16 protein-coding genes are annotated in these 17,429 nt (G+C 68.4%); 7 read left to right on the plus strand and 9 right to left on the minus strand.

Annotation, left to right across the window (positions count from 1 at the left end; all coding sequences use genetic code 11):
* Positions 1 to 137: 137 nt before the first annotated feature.
* The gene (locus DYI37_RS07625) at positions 138 to 1,370 is read right to left on the minus strand and encodes a lytic murein transglycosylase (RefSeq protein ID WP_116682961.1); all 1,233 of its coding nucleotides are present in this window, start codon (positions 1,368 to 1,370) and stop codon (positions 138 to 140) included.
* Between the two features lie 186 nt (positions 1,371 to 1,556).
* Between DYI37_RS07625 and DYI37_RS07630 the strand changes: the two genes are divergently transcribed.
* Both DYI37_RS07630 and DYI37_RS07635 read left to right on the plus strand, forming a co-directional pair.
* On the plus strand, positions 1,557 to 2,531 hold the full coding sequence (locus tag DYI37_RS07630) for a formate/nitrite transporter family protein (RefSeq protein ID WP_116682623.1): 975 nt from the start codon (positions 1,557 to 1,559) through the stop codon (positions 2,529 to 2,531).
* Positions 2,532 to 2,793: 262 nt separating this feature from the next.
* Complete coding sequence (locus tag DYI37_RS07635) at positions 2,794 to 3,414, plus strand: hypothetical protein (RefSeq protein ID WP_116682624.1); 621 nt, start codon at positions 2,794 to 2,796, stop codon at positions 3,412 to 3,414.
* Positions 3,415 to 3,519: 105 nt separating this feature from the next.
* Here DYI37_RS07635 and eno read toward each other — a convergent pair whose 3' ends face one another.
* The 5 genes from eno to DYI37_RS07660 form a co-directional block, all read right to left on the minus strand.
* Positions 3,520 to 4,800 carry a phosphopyruvate hydratase gene (eno, locus tag DYI37_RS07640; RefSeq protein ID WP_116682625.1) on the minus strand — a complete coding sequence of 427 codons (1,281 nt, stop codon included), beginning with the start codon at positions 4,798 to 4,800 and terminating at the stop codon, positions 3,520 to 3,522.
* A gap of 171 nt (positions 4,801 to 4,971) precedes the next feature.
* A complete protein-coding gene (gene kdsA / locus DYI37_RS07645) occupies positions 4,972 to 5,805 on the minus strand; it encodes a 3-deoxy-8-phosphooctulonate synthase (RefSeq protein WP_116682962.1) in 834 nt (277 codons plus the stop codon).
* Positions 5,806 to 5,920: 115 nt separating this feature from the next.
* Complete coding sequence (locus DYI37_RS07650; RefSeq protein WP_116682626.1) at positions 5,921 to 6,751, minus strand: VOC family protein; 831 nt, start codon at positions 6,749 to 6,751, stop codon at positions 5,921 to 5,923.
* A 32-nt stretch (positions 6,752 to 6,783) separates the two neighbouring features.
* Positions 6,784 to 8,412 carry a CTP synthase gene (locus DYI37_RS07655; RefSeq protein WP_116682627.1) on the minus strand — a complete coding sequence of 543 codons (1,629 nt, stop codon included), beginning with the start codon at positions 8,410 to 8,412 and terminating at the stop codon, positions 6,784 to 6,786.
* A gap of 119 nt (positions 8,413 to 8,531) precedes the next feature.
* On the minus strand, positions 8,532 to 9,569 hold the full coding sequence (locus DYI37_RS07660; RefSeq protein WP_245413826.1) for a D-alanyl-D-alanine carboxypeptidase family protein: 1,038 nt from the start codon (positions 9,567 to 9,569) through the stop codon (positions 8,532 to 8,534).
* 346 nt (positions 9,570 to 9,915) lie between these two features.
* Here DYI37_RS07660 and DYI37_RS07665 point away from each other — a divergent pair, with 346 nt between their 5' ends.
* Complete coding sequence (locus DYI37_RS07665) at positions 9,916 to 10,566, plus strand: DNA-3-methyladenine glycosylase I (protein WP_116682629.1); 651 nt, start codon at positions 9,916 to 9,918, stop codon at positions 10,564 to 10,566.
* A 131-nt stretch (positions 10,567 to 10,697) separates the two neighbouring features.
* The gene (locus DYI37_RS07670; protein WP_116682630.1) at positions 10,698 to 11,081 is read left to right on the plus strand and encodes a rhodanese-like domain-containing protein; all 384 of its coding nucleotides are present in this window, start codon (positions 10,698 to 10,700) and stop codon (positions 11,079 to 11,081) included.
* A 113-nt stretch (positions 11,082 to 11,194) separates the two neighbouring features.
* Here the strand turns inward: DYI37_RS07670 and DYI37_RS07675 are convergent, their stop codons facing one another.
* The 3 genes from DYI37_RS07675 to DYI37_RS07685 all read right to left on the minus strand — a co-directional run bounded on the left by DYI37_RS07675 (position 11,195) and on the right by DYI37_RS07685 (position 13,337).
* On the minus strand, positions 11,195 to 11,533 hold the full coding sequence (locus tag DYI37_RS07675; RefSeq protein ID WP_116682963.1) for a hypothetical protein: 339 nt from the start codon (positions 11,531 to 11,533) through the stop codon (positions 11,195 to 11,197).
* Positions 11,534 to 11,802: 269 nt separating this feature from the next.
* Complete coding sequence (locus tag DYI37_RS07680; RefSeq protein WP_245413827.1) at positions 11,803 to 12,804, minus strand: YVTN family beta-propeller repeat protein; 1,002 nt, start codon at positions 12,802 to 12,804, stop codon at positions 11,803 to 11,805.
* Entirely contained in the window at positions 12,801 to 13,337 is a 537-nt protein-coding gene (locus DYI37_RS07685; RefSeq protein ID WP_116682631.1) for an SRPBCC family protein, read from the minus strand. The genes DYI37_RS07680 and DYI37_RS07685 overlap by 4 nt, the downstream gene beginning before the upstream one ends.
* Positions 13,338 to 13,725: 388 nt before the next feature.
* Here DYI37_RS07685 and DYI37_RS07690 point away from each other — a divergent pair, with 388 nt between their 5' ends.
* From DYI37_RS07690 to DYI37_RS07700, 3 genes are all read left to right on the plus strand, one after another.
* Positions 13,726 to 15,360 carry a peptide chain release factor 3 gene (locus DYI37_RS07690; protein WP_245413828.1) on the plus strand — a complete coding sequence of 545 codons (1,635 nt, stop codon included), beginning with the start codon at positions 13,726 to 13,728 and terminating at the stop codon, positions 15,358 to 15,360.
* 223 nt (positions 15,361 to 15,583) lie between these two features.
* The gene (locus DYI37_RS07695) at positions 15,584 to 16,039 is read left to right on the plus strand and encodes a hypothetical protein (protein ID WP_147307896.1); all 456 of its coding nucleotides are present in this window, start codon (positions 15,584 to 15,586) and stop codon (positions 16,037 to 16,039) included.
* On the plus strand, positions 16,036 to 17,355 hold the full coding sequence (locus tag DYI37_RS07700) for a DNA-packaging protein (RefSeq protein ID WP_116682966.1): 1,320 nt from the start codon (positions 16,036 to 16,038) through the stop codon (positions 17,353 to 17,355). The genes DYI37_RS07695 and DYI37_RS07700 overlap by 4 nt, the downstream gene beginning before the upstream one ends.
* The last annotated feature ends 74 nt before the right edge of the window (positions 17,356 to 17,429 follow it).

A 17,429-nucleotide genomic window follows, 5' to 3' on the forward strand; every position in this document is an offset into this window, starting at 1 on the left:
CGCTTCGAGCGCTTCGAGCCGATGGTTCGAGCCGGCGCGCTCCCCAGCGCGCCCGTCTTCCGTCGACCTTTCACGGAAGATGTGGCGAAACTATTACAATATGGGTGAATGACCCGTAAAACCCGGCCGTTCAAGCCTCAGTCCAGCTCCGCCAGGAGGGCGCGGGAGGGCCAGCAGGTTTCGGACCGGCCGAGTTCCTTCTCCACCGCGCCGATGGCGCGCCGCGTCTTGAAGCCGGCGAGCCCGTCGACGCCGCCGACATCGTGGCCCCTCGCGACGAGCCTGCGCTGAAGCTCGGCGACATCGCCGCGCGTCAGGGCATCCGTGGGTGTCCAGCCGGTGGCGAGCTTCCCGCTGCCGGCCATCCGGTCCGCCGCATGGCCGACGAAGAGGGCGTAGAGATCGGAATTGTTGTAGGTCTTGAGGACGTAGAAGTTCCGGGTGGCGACGAAAGCGGGGCCGGTGCGCCCGGCCGGCATCAGGAGATGGCCCTCGGCCGCGACCTCGTGTTCGGGGAAGGGGCGGCCGGAGACGCGGGCAACGCCATCGGCGACGAAATCGGCGATCGGTCGGCCCTTGTCCGGGCCTTCCATCGTGCAGGAGACGGTTTGCGGGAACCGGGCCTCGAACCCCCAGTCGCGGCCCGCGACCCAGCCATGGCTCTTCAGATAGTTCGCGATCGAGGCGAGGGTGTCGGGCACCGAGGACCAGATGTCGCGTTTGCCGTCGCCGTCGAAATCGACCGCGTAGTCGAGGAACTTGGAGGGCATGAACTGGGGCTGGCCGAGGGCGCCGGCCCAGGAGGACTTCATCTCGGAAACCTGCCGGTCGCCGTTCGCCGCAATCTTGAGGGCCGCGATCAACTCCTTGCGGAACATCTCCTTTCGGCGCGACAGGAAGGCCTTGGTGCCGAGGACCGAGAAGACGTCGTGGGGGATCGCGGCCTTGCCGAAGGAGGATTCGCGGCCCCAGATCGAAACGAGGATCGGCCCCGGCACGCCGTAGCGCGCCTCGATTTCGGCGATGAGCCGGGCGTGGCGCTCGAGAAGGGTCCGGCCGCCAGCCACCGTCGCGCCGACGGCGCGCTCGGAGAGATAGTCCGAACCGTTCCTGAATTCGGCCTGGAAGTTGATCCGCTCCACCGGCTCGGAGGCGCCGGGAAGGATGAGATCGGGAAGATCGAGATCGAGCGCGGCAGTGGCGAAGGCGGCCTCGAAAATCTCACGCGGAACGCTCGACGCTTTGGCCTGCGGCCAGATCTCCTCTTCGAGGAACGTCTCGAAGCGCTTGTCCAGCGAAGGATCGGCGCGGGCCGGCGACAGGCTCGGCGCGAGCATTGCGAGAAGGGCTATGAGGAGCGGCAGGCGCATTCCCGGCTTCCGGTTGGATTGTCCGGCGAGGCGAAGGACAAGGCCCAAGCGCCGCACCTGATAGAAGTTCACGCGTGAGCGACTAGATCGAACCTCACGAAGATTCCCCGCAGACGGGGATTTTCCCAAGGGACGGGTGGGCGAGCCGAAGGCTGCCACGATCCTCATTGCGAAGATGGCGAACGAATGACCGAGAGCAAACAGGGTGACGATGCGGTCTCCTATGGCGGGGACGAGGAAGGGACCGGGGCTTCGGAGGGCGCCGGCACTGGCACGGACACGGGTACGGGCAACGACCGCTCCCATGCGAGCCGTGTGACCGAGCACCGGCTGGAGGTGGAGGGCTCGTCCCTGACCTCGAGCGAGCTCGAGGAGGTCGACCACCGCATGAAGCTGCGGCCGCTCGCGGTCTACGAGATCGTGCGCCAGGAGGGCGAGGACGAGCTGACCCGGCCCAATCGCAGCCTCTGGTGGTCGGGGCTCGCGGCCGGGCTCTCGATCGGCTTCTCGGTCTATACGGAAGCGGCGCTGAGGGCCTATCTGCCCGATGCGCACTGGACCCCGCTGGTGGACAGTCTCGGCTATTCGGTGGGCTTTCTCATCGTGATCCTCGCGCGCCAGCAGCTCTTCACCGAGATCACGCTGACGGCAGTGCTGCCCGTCATCGCCCGCCCGACCATGCGCGGCGTCTTCGCGGTCGCGCGGCTCTGGTCGATCGTTCTTGCGGCCAATGTGGTGGGGACGGCGATCTTCGCCCTCGGGATCGCCTTCGACGTTCTGAACACCCCCGATATCGTCGCGGCCGCGATCGAGGTGAGCCGGGAGGGAACGGCGGGAGACTTCTTCGACATCCTGCTGCGCGGCATCGCGGCCGGCTGGATCATGGCGACGGTAGTCTGGCTGATGCCGTCCGCCAAGGGCTCGGGCTTCGTCGTCATCGCGCTCCTCACCTCGCTCATCGCGCTCTTCCACCTCGCGCACGTGGTGGCCGGCTCGGTGGAGGCCTTCACCCTGGTCTTTTCCGGCGAGGTCGCGCTGCATCAGGCGGTGTTCGGCTTCCACCTGCCGGCACTCATCGGCAACGTTCTGGGCGGCTCGGCGCTGTTCGCGCTGATCAGCTACGGCCAGGTGGCCGACGAACTGGACGAGCGAGGGAACTGAGCGCGGCGGGATAGGGACGAGGATGGGGACGGGGACGGGGACCGAACGTCTTCGTCCTGTAGCCGGCCACTGAAAAGCAGCGCGGGGCGGACACGGTCCCATAAGGCCCCGAAAAGCGGGGTTTTTGGAGAAGGCGTTGCTCCAGATCGAGGTCGCAGGAGAAAATTCGACGCCGGAAAAACGGAACGATGGAAGAGGGGCAGGCCTTAACGCTGCGAACGTCACGCCGTCAGGCAGACGAAACAATCGGGAGACTTCCTTCATGAAACGCCTTGCTCTCGCAACCGCCGCAGCAGCCCTCGCCCTTTCGCCGGCCCTCGCCCAGACGACGTCCAGCGATCCCGCGACCTCGGCCCCGTCCTCCTCGTCCACGATGTCGGGTGACTCCGGCTCCATGTCGGGCGGTTCCGGCTCGTCGATGTCCGGCGACACGGGTTCGTCCATGTCGGGTGACACCGGCTCCTCCATGTCGAGCGATTCCTCGTCCTCCTCGTCGTCGTCCATGGGCGGCGGAATGTCGAGCCAGGACATGGTCGCCTCGCAGGACAAGGTGATCAAGGCGCTGGAGGATGCCGGCTACACCGATCCGCAGATCATGGACGCCGCCTACATGATCCAGGCGAAGACGCCGGATGGCGAGCAGGTGCTGATGATGATCGACACGAGCGGCCGCGTGATGGGCGCCCAGCCGGCTCCGGGCGGCATGGCGAGCGGTTCCTCGTCTTCGGACATGTCGGGCTCGTCGTCCTCGGGCATGTCGGGCGGATCTTCGTCGGACATGTCGACCGGCTCGTCCACGGGCATGTCCGGTGGCAGCTCCTCGGACACGATGGGCGGCTCGACCGGCGGCACGACGGGTTCGTCCACGGGCACGACCAACTAAGGACCGCTTCGCACACGGCGGACACCGTATAGCAAAGCCGGCGCATCCTCGGGATGCGCCGGCTTTTTCATGTCTCGACGATGCTCCGGCGGCCGCCGGGCGGTGTCAGCCGCGCCGGCGCAGGATGCCGTGGCCGGCGTAATCGGCCTGGCTGCCGAGCTCTTCCTCGATGCGCAGGAGCTGGTTGTACTTGGCGACCCGGTCCGAGCGGGCGAGCGAGCCGGTCTTGATCTGTCCGCAATTGGTGGCGACCGAGAGATCGGCGATGGTGGAATCCTCGGTCTCGCCCGAGCGGTGCGACATGACGGCGGTGTAGCCGGCGCGGTGAGCGACGGAGACGGCGTCGAGGGTCTCCGACAGGGAGCCGATCTGGTTCACCTTGACGAGGATCGAATTGCCGGCGCCCATCTCGATGCCCTTCTTGAGGCGCTGCGAATTGGTGACGAACAGGTCGTCGCCGACGAGCTGCACCTTCGAGCCGATGGAGCGGGTGAGTTCGGTCCAGCCCTGCCAGTCGTCCTCGTCGAGGCCGTCCTCGATCGAGATGATCGGATAGGCCTCGGACAGCTCCTTCAGATAGCCGGCCATCTCGCCCGAGGAGAGCTTGCGGCCCTCGCCGGCAAGATCGTAGGTGCCGTCCTTGCAGAATTCGGTGGCGGCGCAGTCGAGGGCGACGAACATGTCCTCGCCCGGCTTGTAGCCGGCCTTCTCGACGGCGCGCATGATGAAGTCGAGGGCTTCCTTCGGCGAGCCGAGGCTCGGCGCGAAACCGCCTTCGTCGCCCACATTGGTGTTGTGGCCGGCATCCTTCAGCATCTTCTTCAGCGTGTGGAAGGTTTCGGCCCCCATGCGCAGCGCGTCGGAGAAGCGCTCGGCGCCGACGGGCATGATCATGAATTCCTGGAAGTCGATCGGATTGTCGGCATGGGCGCCGCCATTGATGATGTTCATCATCGGCACCGGCAGCACATGGGCGGACGGGCCGCCCACATAGCGGTAGAGCGGCAGGCCGGCGGCTTCCGCGGCGGCCTTGGCGACGGCGAGCGAGACGCCGAGAATGGCGTTGGCGCCGAGCCGGCTCTTGTTCTCGGTGCCGTCGAGATCGGAGAGGGTCGCATCGATCATCAGCTGATCCTCGGCCTCCATGCCGACGATCTCCTCGACGATCTCGCTGTTGACCGCATAGACCGCCTTCTGGACGCCCTTGCCGAGATAGCGCTCGTCGCCGTCGCGCAGTTCCACGGCCTCGTAGGCACCGGTGGACGCGCCCGACGGGACGGCGGCGCGGCCCATGGAGCCGTCCTCGAGGACGACGTCCACCTCGACCGTCGGATTGCCTCGGCTGTCGAGGATCTCGCGGCCGATGATGTCGATGATGGCGGTCATGGGAAAGGTCTCCGCTGAGGGTGGTGTTTGGTGCCTGCGGTCATGCTCGCAAAACATGACGGAGGCAAGTCAGGCCGGGTCGAAACGCTTTGCCCGGTCGGGGGTCAATGCCGGGTCGTCGAGGCAGGTTCGTCTGGGCCGGATCGTGGGGGCCGAGTGGTGGGATGGGCGTCAAAAACCCTTCACCAGATCGTCGATCGCCTTCAGGCGCTTCAGGAGATCGGGCATGCGCTCGAGCGGCACCATGTTGGGGCCGTCGGACGGGGCGTTGTCCGGGTCCTCGTGGGTCTCGATGAAGAGGCCGGCGACGCCGACGGCGACGGCTGCGCGCGACAGCGTCTCGACGAAGCGGCGCTCGCCGCCCGAGGACCCGCCCTGGCCGCCCGGCTGCTGCACCGAATGGGTGGCGTCGAAGACCACCGGCAGGCCGGTTTCGGCCATGATCGGCAGGCCCCGGAAATCGGAGACGAGGGTGTTGTAGCCGAAGGAGGCGCCGCGCTCGGTGAGGAGGACGTTCGGATTGCCGCTCTCGGTGACCTTGGCCGCGACGTTCTTCATGTCGTGGGGCGCGAGGAACTGGCCCTTCTTGATGTTGATCACCCGGCCGGTCCTGGCGGCGGCGACGAGAAGGTCGGTCTGGCGGCAGAGGAAGGCCGGGATCTGGAGGATGTCGCAGACCGCGCCGACCTCCTCGCACTGAGCCTCGGTGTGGACATCGGTGAGGACGGGCAGGTCGAACTCCCGGCGCACCTCCTCGAAGACGGGAAGCGCCTCGGCAAGGCCGATGCCGCGCTTCCCCTTGAGGCTGGTGCGATTGGCCTTGTCGAAGCTCGCCTTGAAGACGTAGCCGATGCCGAGATCGGCGGTGACCCGCTTCATGCGCTCTGCGATCATCATCGCATGGTCGCGGCTCTCCATCTGGCAGGGCCCGGCGATGAGCGCGAAGGGGGCCGAACCGGAGAAGGTGACCCCGTGCGCGGTGACGGCGTGGCTGACGATGTTCATGGCTTGCGATCCCTGAAGCATGGGCGCCGGGGGCGTTGTTCGAGCCCGCGGAAACTGCGTTGGCCGCCGTGCCGGCCCGATCCGTGTCGCGATCGGTGCCGGACCCCCGCGCGGATCAGACGAAGACGAGACGTCCCGGCCCGTTGGGGCAGGCGACCGCCAGACTATCATCCTCGTCCTCGAAGTCGATGGAACGGGCCTCGAAGAGACGACGGACGGCGTCGAGATCGGAGGTTTCGACGATGAGCGCGCCGAGGGCGAAGGAGGGAACCTCCGCGCCGCCCACCTCGACCACCGAGACGAAGCCGGCGGGGGTCGCAAAGCGCAGGTCGCCGTCCTCGTCCTCCTCGCCTTCCGCGCCGAGAACACCGGTGAGATAGGCCTCGGCCGCGTCGAGATCGGTGGTCGCGAACTCGACGCCCGCGATCGCGCTCGCGCCGTTCTCGTGGCGGGTGAGGGCGCCGCGATCGACGCCCGCGCCGCCGCGCTGCTCGCACAGGAAGAGGCTCGGCGCGCGCGGCGAGAAATCCTTGGCGAAGGCGAGGCTGAAGGAAAGATCGGCGGTCGTGCCGTCACCGAGCGTCAGGACGCGCGAGAAATCGACGCTCGCCTGTTCGGCAAGGCCGAGAAGGGCGAGGCTCTCCCGGTCGGCATGGATGTCCGGGGAGGCGAGGGCGAGGGCCGAGAAGGCCGAGACCGGGCGGTCGCGGAAGGCCGCGTCGCGCCGCACGAAGAGATTGCCTTCCCTGTCGGCCGCCGTGCACGCCGCCTCGTCGAGCCGGGCGAGGGGTTCGAGGAAGGGCCCGGAGGAGAAGAAGACGCAGGCATTGCCCGTGCCGAAGGGATGGCGCGCCTCGGGAGCGACCGTGAAGCCGAGGCTTTCGAGAAAGCCCCGGGCCTCACCGAGAGCTGCAAAGGGCATGACGATGTGATCGAGCGCGCGCATGGGACCTTCCTTGGCTTGCCGTAAGGCGGCGTTCACACCAGCCGCGAGCGTTCGACGGCTGCCTGGATGAAGCTCGTGAACAGGGGATGGGGCTCGAAGGGACGGGACTTCAGCTCCGGGTGATACTGGACGCCGATGAACCAGGGATGGTCGGGCAGTTCCACCGTCTCGGGCAGGAGGCCGTCCGGCGACATGCCGGCAAAGACCATGCCGGCTTCTTCCAGGCGCTCGCGATAGGCGCGGTTGACCTCGTAGCGGTGACGGTGGCGCTCCTCGACCTCGGTCGCGCCGTAGATCTCGGCGATGCGCGAGCCGGGCTTGAAGGCGGCCTTGTAGGAGCCGAGGCGCATGGTGCCGCCCAGATCGCCTTCCTTGGCGCGCTGTTCGAGCTCGTTGCCCTTCAGCCATTCGGTCATCAGGCCGACGATCGGCTCCTTCGTGTCGCCGAATTCGGTGGAGGAGGCGGCCTCGATGCCGGCGAGGGAGCGGGCGGCCTCGATGACCGCCATCTGCATGCCGAAGCAGATGCCGAAATAGGGAACGTCGCGCTCGCGGGCGAAGCGGGCGGCGAGGATCTTGCCCTCGGACCCGCGCTCGCCAAAGCCGCCCGGCACGAGAATGCCGCTCACCCGTTCCAGATAGGGAGCGGGGTCCTCCTCCTCGAAGACCTCGGAGGGAATCCAGTCGAGCTTGACGCGCACCCGGTTGGCGATGCCGCCGTGCTGGAGCGCCTCGATCAGCGATTTGTAGGCGTCCTTGAGCTCGGTATACTTGCCGACGACGGCGATAGTCACCTCGCCCTCGGGATTGCGGATGTTCTCCACCACCTGATGCCAGCGCTGGAGCTGGGGCTTGGGCGCCGGATCGATGCCGAAGGCAGCGAGAACCTCGGTGTCGAGGCCCTCGTTGTGATAGGCGATCGGCACGTCGTAGATCGTCGCGACGTCGAGCGCCTGGATGACGGCGATCTCGCGCACATTGCAGAACAGGCTCATCTTGCGCCGCTCCTCGGCCGGGATCGGCCGGTCGGCGCGCACGAGGAGGATGTCGGGCTGGATGCCGATGGCGCGCAGCTCGCGCACCGAATGCTGGGTGGGCTTGGTCTTCAGTTCGCCCGCGGTCGGGATATAGGGCATCAGCGTCAGGTGGACGTAGATCGCCCCGCCGCGCGGCAGGTCGTTGCCGAGCTGGCGGATCGCCTCCATGAAAGGCATCGCCTCGATGTCGCCGACGGTGCCGCCGATCTCGCAGAGGACGAAATCGTAGTCCTCGTTGCCCTCGAGGACGAACGCCTTGATCGCATCGGTGACGTGCGGAATGACCTGCACCGTGCCGCCGAGATAATCGCCGCGCCGCTCCTTGGCGATGATGTCCTGATAGATGCGGCCGGTAGTGACGTTGTCGTGCCGGTTGGCCGAGCGGCCGGTGAAGCGCTCGTAATGGCCGAGATCGAGATCGGTCTCCGCGCCGTCGTCGGTGACGAAGACCTCGCCGTGCTGGGTCGGGCTCATCGTGCCCGGATCGACGTTCAGATAGGGGTCGAGCTTGCGCAGGCGCACGCGGTAGCCGCGCGCCTGAAGGAGAGCGCCGAGCGCCGCCGAAGCGATGCCTTTGCCGAGTGAGGAGACCACGCCGCCGGTGATGAAGATATATCGCGCCATGGGCCTTCCCGTTAGCGCCAGACGCCGCCGGGCGCCACCCCAAAAACGCGCCCGTCTTCAGTTTTGCGCCGAAAAGCCGGACCGGCGCCACACCTCGGCCGGAACCGCACCGGCCGCGATCACCCTTGCGGGCCGGCGGGGCGGGGCCGGGGAACCGGGACCTTGACGGTGACCGGCTGGAGCCAGGTGGTGATGGCGTGGCTGCGCGGCGCGATGGCGGCGTCGAGATAGCTCGGCTGGCCGGCAAGCCCCATGGGATAGAGCCGGTTGCGCTCGGTCTCATAGGCGGCCGCGGCATCGGTGCACAGGCGCACGCGCATGTCCTGAGGCGGGACTTCGGGCCGGTCGGGGATCGCCTCCAGCGAGAGGCCGGTGGGCTGCAGCCGGCCTTCGAAGGCCTCGGTCATCAGCATGGCCGTGCGCTCGGCCCGCTCGCGCCCGGTGGTGGCGCCGAGAAGGACGACGAGAATGCTGCGCCCGCCGCGCTCGGCCAGCGCCACGATGTTGCGGCCCGAGGCGCAGAGGAAGCCGGTCTTGAGACCGAGGGTTCCCTCATAGCCCGTCAGAAGCGTGTTCTCGCTCTCCAGCCGCTTGCCGTCGACGACCACCTCGCTCGTCTCGAAGATCGGCAGATATTCCGGGAAATCGCGGGTGACGGCGAGGCCCAGAAGGGCGAGGTCGCGGGCCGTCACATGCTGTTCGGGCGCAAAGAGGCCGTTCGGATTGGCAAAACGGGTGGCGTTCATGCCGAGTTCGGCGGCGGCCGCGTTCATGCGGTCGACGAAGCCTTCGACGCTGCCGCCGACGGTCTGGGCGAGCGAAATGGCGACCTCGTTGGCCGAGCCGACGAGCATGGCGTAGAGCGCATCGCGCAGCGTCATGGCGCGCCCGGCCGACAGGCCCGCATGGAGCGAGGCCTCGCCCATGGCGCGCTTGGTAACGACGACGGGCGTTTCGAGATCCACCTCGCCGGCCGCGATCGCCCGGAAGGTGACATAGGCGCTCATCAGCTTGGTGGTGGAGGCGGGATACCAGGGATCGCCCGCATCCTCGGCAAGGAGCACGGCGCGGCTGTCGGCATCGACGACGAGGGCGGGTGTCGCGAGCGCCGGCAGGGGAAGGGCCGCAAGGAGGGCCGCGAGAAGCGCGGAGCGCACGGGTCCGGCTCGTAAGGGCCCTGTTGATACGCGCCCGGCGAATACGCGCCCGGCTGATGGGCGCACGCCCAGGGAGCGCCGGGGGGCGTTGCGGCGGAAGGGGAGGCGGGACTGGATCATGGGGCGACTGCTCTGATGGTGTGCATTCCGTTCTGGCCCTCCCGCCGCCTCCTGTCGAGAGCCCGGCCAGCGCAGCGCGCCCTGCCTGTTGCGGTGCTGCACGGCTGGCCTTGGGCGGGGATGGGGCGGGCGGCGCGCGGATGCGTCGCACGGACGAGCCAAGGGCCTTGGCCGGGGCGGGCTCGCGGCATTGTCTTCAGCGGGGGCGCGGCCTATTCTCGCCCGCATGGACGAGGGCGAAGAGACAGGGCTGATCGAGGGCGCGGACGGGCGCATGCGCTGCCGGTGGGTAGGCACCGACCCGCTCTACCAGCACTATCACGACACCGAATGGGGCCGGCCCGTCGCCGACGATCGACGGCTGTTCGAGAAGCTGTGCCTCGAAGGCTTTCAGGCGGGCCTGTCCTGGATCACGATCCTGAAGAAGCGCGAGGCGTTTCGCGAGCTCTTCCACGGCTTCGAGATCGAGCGGGTCGCCGCCATGGGGCGCGAGGACGTGGAGCGCCTGGTGGCCGATGCGCGGATCATCCGCCATCGCGGCAAGATCGAGGCGGCGATCGGCAATGGGGCAGCCGCGCTGCGCCTCATCGAGCGCGAGGGCTCGCTCGCGGCCTTTCTGTGGGGCTTCGAGCCACCGGCCGAGGAGCGGCCTTCGGTGATGACGCTGCGATGGCTCGGCGAGAACCCGGTGACGCCCGCCTCGACGCGCCTCTCCAGGGCGCTGCGACGCGAGGGGTTCCGCTTCGTCGGCCCCACCACCTGCTATGCCTTCATGCAGTCCATGGGCTTCGTGAACGACCATGTTCCGGGGTGCCATGCGCGGGGCGAATGCGAGAGCGACCGGGCCCGCTTCGGGCGGCCGGACGCTTCCGCCTGAACCATGGTCGATGCTCCGAAGGGGGCGATGGAGCGGGTGGGCCGATCGGCGAGGGGTGCCTGAATGCCTTGAAGGGACGGGCTGCCCGCCCGACCTTTGAGGGCAACGCATCATGCGAAGGAGCCTTCACCATGGCGAAGACGTTGAAAGAGCTGGTATCTGCGGCCGAGAGCCGGGCGGGTGCCTCGGTTTCCCCTAAAGAGGCCCATGACGCGGACGGTCTGATCCTCGACGTGCGCGAGGCCGAGGAGCTTCGCACGAGCGGCACGATCGCGGGGGCTCATCACGTGCCGCGCGGGCTTCTGGAGTTCAAGGCGGACACGACGCTCGAGGGCGCCGATCCGGTGCTGCGCGCGGCCCATGACGAGAAGCGGCCGGTGCATGTCCTGTGCGCGTCGGGCGGCCGGGCGGTGCTCGCCGCCGCGATCCTCTCTGAGATGGGCTACGACGCCCATCGCATCACGGGCGGCCTTTCGGGCTGGAAGGAAGCGGGTCTGCCCGTCGAGACGAACTGACCGGCCGACGCGGCCGCCAGAGGCCGGACCCCGAATATCGGGGTTCGGCAAGCCGGTTCGGCCGCCGGGCCGGTGTCGTCCGGCGATGAGCTCAGGCCCCGCTCGGGCCGGTATCACTCGAAGCAGCGGACCTCGGCTTCGGCCTGGGCGCGGCGCAGGTCGCCGACGGATCGCTTCGCCTCCTCGCTCGACTTGAAGAGGACGCCCTTCTCTCCGGTGACCTGACCCATGGAGAGGAAGGTCGAGGCTTCCACATAGCTCGGATAGGAGATCAGCGAGGCGACCACGTCGAAGGAGCAGGAGCACTGCTCGAGGGCGATCCGCGACTGGCCGTTGGTCGCCATGCAGCCGAAGACGTAATCGGCCGAGGCGACGGTCGGATAATCGGACGTGGAGGCGCTTGGCGTGAGGCCCGGCAGGGACGGCGAGGCGCCGCCGGGGCCGACGACCATGGACTGGGGCGAGGGGACGAGCCCGGCCGTTGCGGGGCGAGCCCCGGACGGGGCGGCAGGTGACGCACCGGGGGCAGCGACGGGCGCGGCCTCGGACGGGGATGCCCCGCCGCTCGTCATGGCCGGATCCGCGCTTGCCCCCGCGCCGGGCGTCGCCGCATCCTGGGCAAGGCTCGGCCCGGCTGCGGCAAGGACGAGGGCCAAAGCGAGACCGGCGGCGCGCCGGGCGGGTCTGCCGGTGTCGGTGCCGGTGACGATGTGCGAACGCATCATTGATCTTGCTCCTTGTTCGGCTCGGTTTCGGTGATGAAGGTGCCGAAGGCGCGCGGGCCGCTTCCGACATCGACCGTTCCGACGATCCGAAGGCTTTCGGTATCGACCTTGGCGAGACTGTCGTCGAACCAGTTGGCGACGTAGACGTAACGGCCGTCGGCGCTCGCCTCGATGCCTTCGGGATATTCGCCGATCTCGATCCGCTCGACGGGCTCGAAGCTCTTCGCATCGAAGACCGAGAGCGTGCCGCCATACTGATCGGTGACGAAGACGCGGCCGTTCGCCTCGGCGGCGGCGTAGGGGTGCGAGCCGACGGGGACGGTGGCGAGCACCTCGTGGCTGCGAAGATCGAGGACGGTGACGTCGTCGCTGCCCACATTGACCGCGTAGAGGCGGGCCTGATCGGGCGAGATGGTGACGCCGAAGGGGCGCTTGCCGACGGGGACGCGGGCGAGCGCCTCGCCGCTCCGCGTATCGATGAAGGAGACCTGATCGGAATCGCGATCGGCGGTGACGACCACCGACCCGTCCTTCGTCACCGCGACCCCCGAGGGGGATTCGCCGGTCTCGAACCGGGTCGTGACGGCCCGCGTCTTGGGGTCGACCACCAGCAGGGAATGGGAGAACCAGTCCGCCACATAGACCGGCGCGCCCGAGGGATGGACGGCGATGCCGAGCGGGCCGCCGCCCACCTCGATCTCGGGCAGGGCCTTGCCGGTGGCAAGATCGATCACGCCGACGGACTTCGCCTCGGGCCGCGAGACATAGGCATAGCGGTCTGATACGGCGATGCCGGCGGGCTTGCCGTCCATCGGCACGGTGCCGGAGATCTCCATGGTCGCGAGATCGACGATGGAGATGCTGCCGCCGTCCTGATTGGTCACGAAGGCCCGCTCGCCTGCACCGGACGGACCGGTAAGGGCGAGGATCAGAAGCGCCGATAAGCCGGCAAACCCGCCCGCGCCGGCGCGGGGCCGGCGGCGGATGAACGGGCTCACGATCCCGCTTCGACAGCCTTCTTCAGGCCGTCGAGCCCTTCCTTGACATAGGCGCTGACGCCCTCGACGGCGGCCTCGTCGTTGAGCTCGGCCGGCGGATCGTTGTTCGGATAGCCGCGATAGAAGGCGGCGTTCCAGGTGACCTCGGAGGTGTTCTCGCCGTCGCCCGGCTTCACCATGACGTTGGAGGAGTAGTTCGTGGCCGGGATGACGTCGACATTGGTGTGGCCGATGAAGGTTCCGAGGCGCATCTTGTCGGCGTCGAGCTTGGACAGTTCCTCGTCCATGGTGCCGCCGGTGGTGTAGGTGATGGTGCGGACCGAGCCGACCTCGTTGCCCTTGGTGGCGGTGACGCTCTCGACGCGCGGATGCCAGGACATGTTTCCGAAATCGGACAGGACGGCCCAGACCTTGTCCGGCGCGGCGTTGATCTCGACGCTCTCGCTGACCTTCTGGCGGGTCGGCCCGTGGGCGAAGGCGAGCGAGGGAATGACGACGAAGGCCGCGGCGATACTCAACAGATGTCTGGACACGAAGACTTTCCTCCTACGATCAGCGAAACGGCGCACCGCGATCGGTCGCGCGAGCGCCGTCTCTCCCGCTGCCAGTCTACCGGCAAAGCGGGGCGGATGGGAAGGCGGCTGCGACAACCGGCGCCAGAATTCGCTGCCCCTTCATTGGTTTGGGGCTTCCCGCGGGGCGGCGCCCTCGGGCTTTTCGGGGCCGGGCCGAGGGGTCGGGCCTTCCGTAACGGGGCCAGTCGTGCGACATCGGCCGGAACGATACCCATATGCCGTGCATCGCGCCGTGCCCGATGCGCGGCGCGATGCCGGCCGGGCGGCCGCGCGATCCGGGCGAGCGCACCGGGCGGCGGCGTCCGCGACACCTTTTCCATCCGCTTCTATCCGCAAGGGCCAAGAGATGAGCAGCCTCGCAGAACCGATCGAGACAGGCGAGACCGAGGGCCGGGCGCGCCCGCGGGCGAAGGAGAGCTATACGACGAGGCGGACCTTCGCGATCATCTCCCATCCCGATGCCGGCAAGACGACGCTGACCGAGAAGCTCCTCCTCACCGGCGGCGCGATCGAGATGGCGGGCGCCGTGCGCGCCAAGGGCAACAAGGCGCGGGCGAAATCCGACTGGATGAACATCGAGCGGGATCGCGGCATCTCGGTCACCTCCTCGGTGATGACCTTCGAGAAGGACGGCATCAACTTCAACCTTCTCGACACGCCCGGCCACAGCGACTTTTCCGAGGACACCTACCGCACGCTGACGGCGGTGGATTCGGCGATCATGGTGATCGACGCGGCCAAGGGCATCGAGGGCCAGACGCGCAAGCTGTTCGAGATCTGCCGCCTGCGCGACATTCCGATCATCACCTTCGTCAACAAGATCGACCGGGAGGGGCGCGACCCCTTCGAGCTGCTCGACGAGATCGAGGAGCAGCTGGCGATGGACGTGGCGCCGATGATCTGGCCGGTGGGCCAGGGCGGGCTGTTCAAGGGCTGCTACGACCTGAAGCGCAACGACTTCATCGCCGCCAAGACCCACGAGACCACCCATTACGAGGGCGGGCTCGACGATCCGGCGCTGAAGGCGCGGCTCGGCGAGGCCACCCATGACGGCTTCCGGGAGGCCGCCGAACTCGCGCTCGAAGGCTATGCCGACTTCGATGCCGCGGCCTATCGCGACGGGCACCTGACGCCGGTGATCTTCGGCTCGGCGCTCGAGAACTTCGCCGTCGACCGCCTGATGGACCTCATCGCCGCCCATGCGCCCGAGCCGCGCCCGCAGCCCTCCGACAAGGGGCCGGTCGATCCCTCGGGCGAGAAGGTCTCGGGCTTCGTCTTCAAGGTGCAGGCGAACATGGACCCCAAGCACCGGGACCGGGTCGCCTTCGTGCGCTTCTGCTCGGGCCACTTCAAGCGCGGCATGAAGCTCGACCATGTGCGCTCGGGCAAGGCGATCGCGGTGTCGAACCCGATCTACTTCGTGGCGCAGGAGCGCTCCCTGACCGAGGAGGCCTATGCGGGCGACGTGATCGGCATTCCGAACCACGGCACCCTGCAGGTGGGCGACACGCTGACCGAGGGTGAGAGCTTCCGCTTCACCGGCCTGCCGGCCTTCGCGCCCGAGGTGTTGCGCCGGGTGCGCCTCGAGGACACGATGAAGATGAAGCAGCTGCGCCGGGGCCTCGAGGACCTCGCCCAGGAGGGTCTCGTCCAGGTGTTCCGCCCGACCTTCGGCTCGGACTGGATCGTCGGCGTCGTCGGCCCGCTGCAGCTCGACGTGCTCGCCTCGCGCATCTCGGGCGAATACAAGGCCGACGTGACCTTCGAGCCGGTGCAATACAACGTGGCGCGCTGGATCCGCTGCTCGAACGAGCAGACCCTCAAGCAGTTCATCAAGGACAATGCGACCCAGGTGGTTCGCGACCGGGACGACCGCCCGGTCTATCTGTGCCGGGACGACTGGGATCTGCGCTACGTGATGGATCGCAACAAGGACATCGCCTTCGACGCGACGCGCGAGATCGTCGGCCAGGCGGGGTGACGGCGGGCGTTCGGAACGAATTTCTAAGAGATAGGAAAATAGTCATTGACAGCGTGACGGTCCTCGGATAGGTTCAGGACACAATCGGAGAAGTGGCGAAGGCGGAGCGGCGAGCTTCGCCTTTTTGCGTTTCCGGGGTGCGGGTTTACTGGACCTGCGATCGGTCGAGGACGAAGGGGAGGGGCGCGATTTGGCGGGGCGGCGTCTGGTGTCGGATCGTCTGATGGATCTCCTTCTGGCCGAGGTGGAGCGGGTCGAGGCGGTTTTTCAGGAATTCGGTCTCATATCCGGGGAGGCGGGCGAGGCCGGGACGGCGGCGAAGGCGAAGCTGTCCGGCAAGGACCGGATCGACATGATCGGCCAGATGGTGCGCACGCTGGAAAAGCTGCTCGACACGCGGCGGATCGAGGCGCTGGCCGGCGAGCCGGACGTGGCCAGCGAGGAGGAGGGCCGGCGCATGCGCGACGACCTTCTGCGGCGGCTGCGCCTTCTCGACCGCCAGCGGCGCGAGGCCGGTCGATCGGGCGAGGGCGGGATGTTCGGGCCGGACGAGACGGTGCCCGAGCCAAAGCCCGAGGCGGAGCCGGAGCCCGAGGGCGCGGCTCCGCCGCGGTCTGCGGCCCCTGCGGATGGCGGAACACCCGGGGCCGGCGCGGGATGCGCGACGGCGGGCCGATGACGGCGGAGACCGGCTGCGGGGGCGTAGAGGGCGCCTTCTGGACCGGCGTCGACGAGGCCCTCAGGGCCTCCTGCGACGAGGCGGTGCGCCGGACCGCATCCGACTGGACGCTCTTTGCGCGCCCCGAGCAGAGACCGCCGCCGGGCGACTGGCGGCACTGGCTGCTGATCGGCGGGCGCGGCTCGGGCAAGACGCGGGCCGGGGCCGAGTGGATCACGGCCCTCGCGCTCGGGCTCGAACCTTTCGCGAGCCGGCCGCATATGCGCATCGCGCTCGTGGCCGAAACCCTCGCCGATGCCCGCGAGGTGATGATCGAGGGCGAAAGCGGGCTCAGGGCCGTGGGGGGCGAACGCCCGCCCGTCTACGAGGTGAGCCGGCGGCGGCTGACCTTCGCCAATGGGGCGATGGCGCAGATCTTCTCCTCGGAGGACCCGGATTCCGTGCGCGGCTACCAGTTCGACGCCGCCTGGGGCGACGAACTCGGCAAATGGGTGAAGGCCGAGGAGACCTTCGACAATCTGATGCTGGCGCTGAGACTGGGCGAGCGGCCCGCGGCCCTGTTCACGACGACGCCGCGCAACGTGCCGGCGCTGAAGCGGCTGATGGAGGACCGGCAGACGGTGGTGACGCGGATGCGCACGGCCGAGAATGCCGGCCATCTCGCGCCCGGCTTCCTGAAGGCGATGCAGGAGCGTTACGGCGGCACGCGGCTCGGACGCCAGGAACTCGACGGCGAGCTTCTGGCCGACCGGGAGGACGCGCTGTTCTCAAGGGCCGCGATCGACCGCGGCCGGGTGCGCGCCGCGCCCGATCTGGAACGCATCGTCGTGGCGGTGGACCCGCCGGCGAGCGCCAACCGGCGCAGCGATGCCTGCGGCATCGTCGCCGTCGGGCGGGCCGGCGACGGCTGTTTCTACGTTCTCGCCGACAGGAGCCGGCAGGGCGTGAAGCCCGAGGGCTGGGCGCGGGCGGCGGTCGCGCTCTGCGAGGAGCTTCAGGCCGACCGGATCGTCGCCGAGGTGAACCAGGGCGGCGACATGGTGGAGGCCGTGCTGCGCACGATCGCGCCCGACTTGCCCTACCGGGCGGTGCGCGCGACCCGGGGCAAATGGCTGCGGGCGGAACCCGTGGCCGCGCTCTACGAGCAGGGACGGGTGCGCCATGTGGGCGCCTTTCCGGAGCTTGAGGACGAGATGGCCGATTTCGGTCCCGAGGGCCTGACCGGCTCTCGCTCGCCCGACCGGCTCGACGCCCTCGTCTGGGCGGTGACGGCGCTTTCGGGAAGCGACGGGGCGCCGCGCGTGCGCATGATGTGACGCCCCGTGCGCGAGCGGCCGGCAATCCACGATTGTCTGCGCGTTCGCCAGGGCCTTGCGCGGAAACGCCCGCA

It is taken from the genome of Fulvimarina endophytica (assembly GCF_003403015.1).
Classification (GTDB): domain Bacteria; phylum Pseudomonadota; class Alphaproteobacteria; order Rhizobiales; family Rhizobiaceae; genus Fulvimarina; species Fulvimarina endophytica.